Annotated in this window: 7 protein-coding genes; 5 read left to right on the forward strand and 2 right to left on the reverse strand. The window is 72.5% G+C overall.

The window, feature by feature from the left end:
* Positions 1-229: 229 nt before the first annotated feature.
* Both VE546_RS21875 and VE546_RS21880 read right to left on the reverse strand, forming a co-directional pair.
* The gene (locus VE546_RS21875; RefSeq protein ID WP_324924978.1) at positions 230-1,069 is read right to left on the reverse strand and encodes an SDR family oxidoreductase; all 840 of its coding nucleotides are present in this window, start codon (positions 1,067-1,069) and stop codon (positions 230-232) included.
* A 127-nt stretch (positions 1,070-1,196) separates the two neighbouring features.
* Positions 1,197-2,429 carry a PQQ-dependent sugar dehydrogenase gene (locus VE546_RS21880; RefSeq protein WP_324924980.1) on the reverse strand — a complete coding sequence of 411 codons (1,233 nt, stop codon included), beginning with the start codon at positions 2,427-2,429 and terminating at the stop codon, positions 1,197-1,199.
* Positions 2,430-3,103: 674 nt separating this feature from the next.
* On the opposite strand from VE546_RS21880, the gene VE546_RS21885 reads away from it, so the two are divergent.
* Genes VE546_RS21885 through VE546_RS21905 form a run of 5 tightly spaced genes read left to right on the forward strand, consistent with a single transcriptional unit; the run spans position 3,104 to position 7,778 of the window.
* Positions 3,104-4,123, forward strand: a complete 1,020-nt coding sequence (locus tag VE546_RS21885) for a substrate-binding domain-containing protein (protein WP_324924982.1) — start codon at positions 3,104-3,106, stop codon at positions 4,121-4,123.
* A 6-nt stretch (positions 4,124-4,129) separates the two neighbouring features.
* The gene (locus VE546_RS21890; protein ID WP_324924984.1) at positions 4,130-5,161 is read left to right on the forward strand and encodes an ABC transporter permease; all 1,032 of its coding nucleotides are present in this window, start codon (positions 4,130-4,132) and stop codon (positions 5,159-5,161) included.
* Entirely contained in the window at positions 5,158-6,045 is an 888-nt protein-coding gene (locus VE546_RS21895; RefSeq protein ID WP_324924986.1) for an ATP-binding cassette domain-containing protein, read from the forward strand. Before VE546_RS21890 ends, VE546_RS21895 begins: the two co-directional genes overlap by 4 nt.
* On the forward strand, positions 6,042-6,737 hold the full coding sequence (locus tag VE546_RS21900; RefSeq protein ID WP_324924988.1) for a nucleoside/nucleotide kinase family protein: 696 nt from the start codon (positions 6,042-6,044) through the stop codon (positions 6,735-6,737). The genes VE546_RS21895 and VE546_RS21900 overlap by 4 nt, the downstream gene beginning before the upstream one ends.
* 42 nt (positions 6,738-6,779) lie before the next feature.
* The gene (locus VE546_RS21905; RefSeq protein WP_324924990.1) at positions 6,780-7,778 is read left to right on the forward strand and encodes a LacI family DNA-binding transcriptional regulator; all 999 of its coding nucleotides are present in this window, start codon (positions 6,780-6,782) and stop codon (positions 7,776-7,778) included.
* The last annotated feature ends 249 nt before the right edge of the window (positions 7,779-8,027 follow it).

The following is an 8,027-nucleotide window of genomic DNA, read 5'->3' on the forward strand; positions in this document are numbered from 1 at the left end:
TGGCTCAGGGACATCACCGACATCGTCGCCCGGGCCTCCGCGTGAACGCCAAGGGGAACGAGCCGACGTCTTCGGGGTACGGCCGTGCGGCCGGGCCACCGGCCGGAGATGTGTCGGGGGCCGTCAGCGATACCTGCCCACGGCGAGTGGCCCGCCAGGGTCGAACTGGTCGAGGACTACCGGCCGGCTGCCCGCCGTGCCGGCCCGTCCCGGCACGGCGGGCGGTGGGTCAGCCCTGCTGGACGGGGACGACGACCAGCTCGGCGACGTTCACGTGGGACGGCGCCGCCACCGCGAACGCGATGGCGGCGGCGATGTCCTCGGCGGCCAGCGGACGGAGGTCGGTGCGCATGCGCTCCAGGGAGCCGCGCATGTCCGCGTCCCGCATGTCCGCCCCGAGTTCGGTGGCGGTGACGCCGGGCTCCACGTTCTTCACGCGGACGCCGCGCGGCCCGAGTTCGGCCCGCAGGTTGCGGGTCAGGTGGGCCACGGCGGCCTTGGTGGCGGAGTAGACCGACCAGCCGGGGTAGAGGGCGTGTCCGGCCACGGACCCGACGTGCACCAGGTCCGCGGGGCCGCCGGCCGCCGCGGCGGCGAGGAGGTCGTCGGCGAAGGCGCGCGCCGTGTGCAGCAGGCCGCGCAGGTTGACGTCGATCATGCGGTCCCACTCGTCGGTCCCGGCGGTCTCGAAGGGGGCGCCGAGCATCACCCCGGCGTTGGCCACGACGAGGTCGACGCGGCCGAGCGCCGAGCCGACGGTGCGGGCGGCCACGCCGACGGCCCCGGGATCGGCCAGGTCCACGGCCACCGGCAGGACGGTGCCCGCGGCCGTGGGGCGGAGCCGGTCGGCCAGGTCCTTCAGGCGGTCCTCGCGGCGGCCCAGCACGGCGACGTGCGCCCCGTCGGCGGCCAGGCGGCGGGCGGTGGCCGCGCCGATCCCGCTGGAGGCGCCGGTGACGACCGCGACCCGGCCGGCCAGGGGACGGGCGGCCCCGCCCCGGTCCGTGGCGGTGTCCGTGGTGGTGTCCGTGGCGGTGGGGGAGGGCGTGGTGGTGGAGGAATGGGTCATGCAGCCCACCGTGCCGGGCGCCCGGTTGCGGGACCAGGCCGTGCTCCTCCCCGGGAGGATTGCTCCTACGACCGCTCCCGCCGGGCCCGTCCGACGACCGGCGGGCCCGGCGGCAGGGGACGGCGGGTTACCCGGTCTTCTCGAAGGCCACGCGGTGCAGTCCGCCGGGGAGGTCGTTGACGACGTAGAACTCGCCCTCCGCCGTGGTGCCGAACGCCGTCACCTGCGTGGGCGTCTTGCCGATCTCGGCCTGGAGGTAGCCGCCGTTGCCGTCCTCGCGGATCGCCCACACGGTGGACGAGCAGTAGTCGGTGGCCACGTAGGTGCCCTCCATCAGGTCGGCGAACTCCGCACCGCGGTAGACCTGCCCGCCGATGACCGCGCAGTTGCCGTCGGTGCCCAGGGGGTAGGTGAAGACCGGCTCGGTGTACTCCTCGCCGGGCGGGCAGTGCGCCTGGTCGAACACCTCAGGCCCCTCGTAGCAGGACCAGCCGAGGTTCGCGCCGCCCCGCCCCGGGGCGAGGTGGTTGATCTCCTCCCAGCGGCCCTGGCCGACGTCGCCGATCCACAGCGAGCCGTTCGCGCTGTCGAAGGAGAACCGCCAGGGGTTGCGCAGCCCGTACAGCCAGATCTCCCCGCGGGCGCCCTCGACGCCGGCGAAGGGGTTGTCCTCGGGGATGCAGTAGGGGAGGTCTCCGCAGCTCCGGCTGACGTCGATCCGCAGGATCTTGCCCAGCAGGGTGTCCAGCCGCTGCCCGCTGCGGAAGGGGTCACCGGACCCGCCGCCGTCGCCGATGCTCCAGTACAGGTGGCCGTCGGGGCCGAAGGCGAGCTGGCCGCCGTTGTGGTTGCTGTACTCGGCGTGCTCCTGGGTCAGCAGGACCTCCAGGCCGCCGTCTTCGAGCCGGTAGCGGGCCAGGGCCACCCGGCCGTCCGGCAGCATCGTGTACGCCAGGTACAGCTCCCGGCTCTCGGCGAAGTCGGGCGGGAGGGCGATGCCGAGCAGCCCGCGCTCGTTGCCCGAGGTGTCCACCACCTGGCCGATGTCGAGCAGCGGGTTGGCCGCCAGGCCGGTGTCCGGGTGGTAGACGCGGACGCGGCCGGCCTTCTCGGCGATGAACAGCCGACCCGTCCCGTCGTCGGGCGCGACGACGGCGGTGGGGCGTCGCAGCCCGGAGGCGACCTGGACGGTGGTCACGGTGACGTCCTCCAGGGACACCGGGGAGGTGCCGGCCCGCTGCCCGGTGTCGGCCGGGGCGGCAGGCGGAGAGGCGGACGCGGACAGGGGGACGGTCAGGGCCAGGGAGAGCGCGAGCAGTAATGAACGCAGTAACGAACTGCTCCAGCGGCGTCGCAGCATGGTGGCTCCAGATGTGGGGGGATCCGTCGGGACGGGGGTCGGGACCGGGCTCCGAACCCGTCGGTGTCGCCGGCCGCATCCGGTCGGATTCGGCGGTACCGGCCTGAACCCCGCGTTCCGGTGTGTCTGCCGGGACCGTACCGACTTCCCCCGGTCCGCACCAGACTGCCTCCGGCAGTTCGAAGGGGCCGGGAACGCAGGGCCGTCGGCGACGGGGTCGCCGGTGTCGGTCCGGTGGACGGGGCGGGTGCTGACGGCGTGGATCCAGCACGTGTTCCGGCGCCGGGCGGAGGGAACCCGGGGGTGAGGCGGTCTCACGACCCGCTGACGGGCCGTGAGGTGGAACTGCGGCCTCCATTTCTCCTGGTGCAGCGGCTGAGTGGTGGCCGGGAGCCGCTGGGTCGGCCTGAGCGATCCGGTCCGCGACGACCGAAGACCCGCCGACGGGGCAAAGCATTGCGCAACCGTCCCTGGACCCTCTCTACAGTGCGGTGCCATGAGGTGACACAAGGCCGAAGACCGCCCTTCACGGAGGGACGGAAAGGGCTAATCGGGGCGAAAATGCAGAGGCAAAGCTTTGCGCAACGTCTAGGCAGGGGAGTTTCGGCCAGCTACATTGCCGTGAAGTCGTGCAGGTCGAGGGCGACCCGCACCGGGGACAGGAGTTGCGGATCATGGGACGTCTGCGTTTTCCCGTCAGAGCATCGATCGTCGCCACGGCCGGCCTGACCCTGCTGGCCACCGGCTGCACGTCGACGAAGAGCGGCGGATCCGGCAGCGAGGAGTCCGGCGGCCAGGTGGCCATCGGCCTCGTCACCAAGACCAACAGCAATCCCTTCTTCGTCGAGATGCGCGAGGCGGCGAAGGCCCAGGCGGACAAGCACGGGGCCAAACTGATCGCCCTGGCGGGCAAGTTCGACGGTGACAACCAGGGACAGGTCGACGCGATCAACAACCTGATCGCCCAGAACGTCCGGGGCATCCTGATCACCCCGAGCAACTCGAGCGGCGTACTGGGGGCCATCGAGGCCGCCCGTGACAAGGGGATCATGGTGATCGCCCTGGACACCGCGACCGAGCCGGCGGACGCCGTGGACGCCACCTTCGCCACCGACAACAAGGCCGCCGGCGTCGCCCAGGGCACGTACGTCAAGGCCTCCCTGGAAGGCAGGAAGCCCTCCGTCGTCCTGCTGGACGGCACGCCGGGCTCGACCGTGGACGAACTGCGGCACAACGGCTTCCTGGAGGGATTCGGCCTGACGGAGGACTCCCCGGAGATCAAGGGCACGGCCGTCACCAACGGCGACCAGACCAAGGCGCAGACCGCCATGGAGAACCTGCTCCAGCGCAATCCCGGGGTCAACGCCGTCTACACGATCAACGAGCCGGCCGCCGCCGGTGCCGCCCGGGCGCTGGACGGGAAGAACGCCGGAAAGAAGGGCGTCGTCATCGGCTCCATCGACGGCTCCTGCACCGGTGTCCGCAACGTACGGAGCGGCAAGTTCGCCGCGACGGTCATGCAGTTCCCCCAGAAGATGGCGGAGAAGGGGGTCGACGCGGTCGTCGAGTACGCCGAGACCGGCAAGAAGCCCTCGGGATTCATCGACACGGGATCCCAGTTGATCACCGACGACCCGGCTCCCGGAGTCCCCTCCAAGGACACCGCCTGGGGCCTGAAGAACTGCTGGGGCTGATCCTCCATGACCACCGCCCGTACTTCTCCCGCGCCCGTGCCCGAGCCGGTGACGGAGGCGGCTCCCGGCGGACCCGCGGCGAAGTCGCCCCTGGAGCGGGCGCTGAGCAACACGGCGGCGGGCCCGCTGGCCGCGCTCGTCGTCGCCGTGACCGTCTTCGCGCTCACCACCGACACGTTCTTCACCGTCGACAACGGGTCCCTGATCGTCCAGCAGTTCCTGGTCATCGGCACCCTCGCCCTGGGGCAGACGCTCATCGTCCTGACCGCCGGCATCGACCTGGCCAACGCGGCCATCATGGTGCTGGGCACCCTCGTCATCGCCCGGCTGGGCCAGGAGGTCCTGCCGGGGGGCCTGGCCCTGCTCGTCGGCGCCCTGCTGTGCACGGCCGTCGGCGCCGTGGCCGGCACCCTGGTGACCCGTCTGCGGCTGCCCCCCTTCATCGTCACCCTCGGCGTGCTCAGCGTGCTGACCGCCACCGGCCAGCTCTTCGCCAACGGGGAGAGCTTCGCCGTGCCCCCCGGCGTGCTGACCCTCCTCGGTGAGCGCTCCTACCTGTTCGGCCGGATCGAGGTCACCTACGGCATGGGCGTCATGCTCGTCCTCGTCGTCGTGCTGTGGTTCCTGCTCGGCCAGACCGCCTGGGGGCGGAACGTCTACGCCGTCGGGGACGAGGAGGAAGCCGCGCGGCTGACCGGCGTCGACACCCGCCGCACCCTGCTGAGCGTGTACGTCCTGGCCGGGTTCGTCTACGCCGTCGCCGCCTGGCAGGCCCTGGGGCGGATTCCCAACGCCGACCCCAACGCCTTCCAGACCGGCAACCTGGAGAGCATCACCGCCGTGGTGATCGGCGGGACCAGCCTCTTCGGCGGCCGCGGCGGCGTCCTCGGCACGGTGCTGGGGGCGCTGGTCGTCACCGTCCTGGCCAACGGGCTGACCCAGGCCGGCATCGACAGCCTGTACCAGCAGGTCGCCACCGGCATCCTCGTCATCGTCGCGGTCGCCGTCGACCGTGTCGTCCGCAGGAGGACCGCATGAACCGACCGCATCCGGCCGCCCGTCCCCCCGCCGCCCCCTCCACCGATGTGGTGATGCGCGCGAGCGGACTGGTCAAGCGCTACGGGAACGTGGTGGCCATCCGCGAGTCCGACTTCGAGATCCGCGCCGGTGAGGTCCTCGCCGTCGTCGGGGACAACGGCGCGGGCAAGTCCAGCCTGATCAAGGCCCTCACCGGCGCGCTCGTCCCGGACGCCGGAACCATCGAGCTGGACGGCCGGCCGGTCCACTTCCGCGGGCCCCGCGACGCCCGCGCCGCGGGCATCGAGACCGTCTACCAGACCCTCGCCGTCGCTCCGCAGCTCGACATCGCCGGCAACCTCTTCCTCGGCCGGCCCCTGCGCCGCGCGGGCTTCCTCGGCTCCGTCCTGCGCATGCTCGACCACAAGGAGATGCGCGCCCGGGCCGCCGAGCAGCTCGACCGGCTCGGCATCGCCACCATCCAGGACATCACCCAGCTCGTGGGCACCCTCTCCGGCGGGCAGCGCCAGGCCGTGGCCGTCGCGCGGGCAGCCATGTTCGGCACCCGCATGATCGTCATGGACGAACCCACCGCCGCGCTGGGCGTCCGCGAGTCCCGCCAGGTCCTGGACCTCATCGCACGCATCCGCGACCGCGGCATCCCCGTCGTCCTCGTCAGCCACGACATGCCGCAGGTCTTCGAGATCGCCGACCGCATCCACGTGCACCGCCTCGGCCGGCGCACCGCGGTGGTCGATCCCAGGACCTGCACCATGACCGACGTGGTGGGGCTGATGACGGGCGCGTTGCGGATGGACGCCGACGGGGCACTCCGGGAGAACACCGCACAGCCCATGCCCGAGGACGGACCCGCCGCCCACCACACGCCGGAGCTTCCCGCATGACGATCACCGCCGGCCGTCGCCCCGCCGGAGCCGACGGCCCGTACGGCACCCCGCTCTACGCGCAGCCGCCCCTGGAGGACCTCGCCCGGCGCGCCCTGGGACTGGCCCGGGACGGGCGGGCGATCCTCGGCATCGTGGGGGAGCCGGGAGCGGGCAAGTCCACCCTCGCGGAGCAGCTCCTGGCCCGCATCGAGACCGAACGGCCCGGCGTCGCCGTGGCGGTGTCCATGGACGGCTTCCACCTCGCCCACAAGATCATCGAGGCGCGGGGGCAGAGTGCCGCCAAGGGGACGATCGACACCTTCGACGGGCACGGCTTCCTCGCGATGCTGCGGCGTACCCGCACCGAGACGCACAACAGCGTGTGGTGGCCCGAGTTCGACCGCGACCTCGAAGACCCCGTGGCCTGCTCCACCGAGGTCGCGGCCCGGCACCGCCTGGTCATCGTCGACGGCAACTTCCTGCTGTCCGTGCAGGAGCCCTGGGTCCGGGTGAAGGACCTGCTGGACGAGGTCTGGTTCCTGGACGCCGTGCCGCGGGCCCGGCGCGAGCGGCTCACGCGCCGCTACATCAGCTACGGCTTCGACCCCGAGGCCGCGCGCGCCAAGGCCGGCGGCGTCGACGAGCGCACGAGCGCCCTCATCAGGAGCACCGCCGCCCGCGCCGATCTCGTCCTCCGGGAAGCTCGGTAGGGTTCGGACATGCCAGGTCGTCCGCCACGACAGACGCCCACGATGTCCGATGTCGCGCGCCGGGCCGGGGTGTCGGTCTCCACGGTGTCCCACGTGCTCAACAAGACACGTCCCGTCGCCCCCGCCACGGCGCGCAGCGTCCTCGACGCCGTCGCCGACACCGGCTACGTCCCGGAACCCGCCGCCCGGGCCCTGGGCAGCGCCGGCTACGGCACCATCGGCCTGGCCATGTCCGCCCTGTCCAACCCCTACTTCAGCAACGTCGTCCACGGCATCGACCGCCACGCCTCGGCCGCCGGATACTCCCTGCTGCTCGCCGACACCCACGACGAGCGGGACGCGGAGATCAAGGCCGTCAGCGAACTCCTGCGCCGGAGGGTCAGCGCGCTCATCCTGGCGCCCTCCGGCGACGGGGCGCAGGCCATCCGCTACGCCGGACAGGTCGACGTCCCGGTCGTCGTCATCGACCGCTTCGTCCCCGCCCCCGTCGACCAGGTCGCCGTGGACAACGCCGAGCCGACCGCCGCCCTCGTCGACCACCTCGCGTCCATCGGGCACACCCGCATCGCGATGCTCACCGGCCGCGAGGGGCTCACCACCACCACCGAGCGGCGCCAGGGATACCGGCTCGGCCTGCGGCGCAACGACATCGAACCGGACCCCCGCTACGAAGCCGACGGCGACTCCAGCGAGGAGGGGGCCGAGGCGGCCGTCGCCCGGCTGCTGTCCCTGCCCGAGCCGCCCACCGCCCTGGTCGCCGGGAACAACCGCATGACGATCGGCGCGATGCGCGCCCTGCGCAACGCCGGGCTCGAGGTTCCCCGCGACATGGCCCTGGTGTCCTTCGACGACTTCGAGTGGGCGGACCTCTTCCACCCCCGGATCACCGCCCTGGCCCAGCCCGCCCTCTCCATCGGGGAACAGGCCGTCTCCATGGCGCTGTCCCGGCTCGCCACTCCGTCGCTGCCCCCGCGCAAGGTCACCATCAACCCGGCCTTCATGCACCGGGACTCCTGCGGCTGCGCCCCCAGGGACGCCTGACGCCGGGAGGCGGACGCCGGCGGGCGGGGCCCGTGGCCGCGCCGGCCGGTCGCGGCCTCGAAGGTCCGTGATCAGCCATGGGTGTCCAGGCCGTTGCGATCGAGTGCTGCCCGGATCCGGCCGAGCCACTCCGTGCCCAGCCGGCGCCCGTTCGGGAACTGGTCACCGCGATCCCAGCGCCACGTTGTGACCATCGCCAGCACGAGGATCCGGCACTCGCGCAGCAAGTCCTGACGGACACCCGGATAG

This window comes from Streptomyces sp. (genome assembly GCF_035644915.1).
Classification (GTDB): domain Bacteria; phylum Actinomycetota; class Actinomycetes; order Streptomycetales; family Streptomycetaceae; genus Streptomyces.

Coding starts and splice junctions, on each gene's coding strand:
- VE546_RS21875 (WP_324924978.1), bottom strand. CDS start 1,069: ATGACCCATTCCTCCACCACCACGCCCTCCCCCACCGCCACGGACACC.
- VE546_RS21880 (WP_324924980.1), bottom strand. CDS start 2,429: ATGCTGCGACGCCGCTGGAGCAGTTCGTTACTGCGTTCATTACTGCTC.
- VE546_RS21885 (WP_324924982.1), top strand. CDS start 3,104: ATGGGACGTCTGCGTTTTCCCGTCAGAGCATCGATCGTCGCCACGGCC.
- VE546_RS21890 (WP_324924984.1), top strand. CDS start 4,130: ATGACCACCGCCCGTACTTCTCCCGCGCCCGTGCCCGAGCCGGTGACG.
- VE546_RS21895 (WP_324924986.1), top strand. CDS start 5,158: ATGAACCGACCGCATCCGGCCGCCCGTCCCCCCGCCGCCCCCTCCACC.
- VE546_RS21900 (WP_324924988.1), top strand. CDS start 6,042: ATGACGATCACCGCCGGCCGTCGCCCCGCCGGAGCCGACGGCCCGTAC.
- VE546_RS21905 (WP_324924990.1), top strand. CDS start 6,780: ATGTCCGATGTCGCGCGCCGGGCCGGGGTGTCGGTCTCCACGGTGTCC.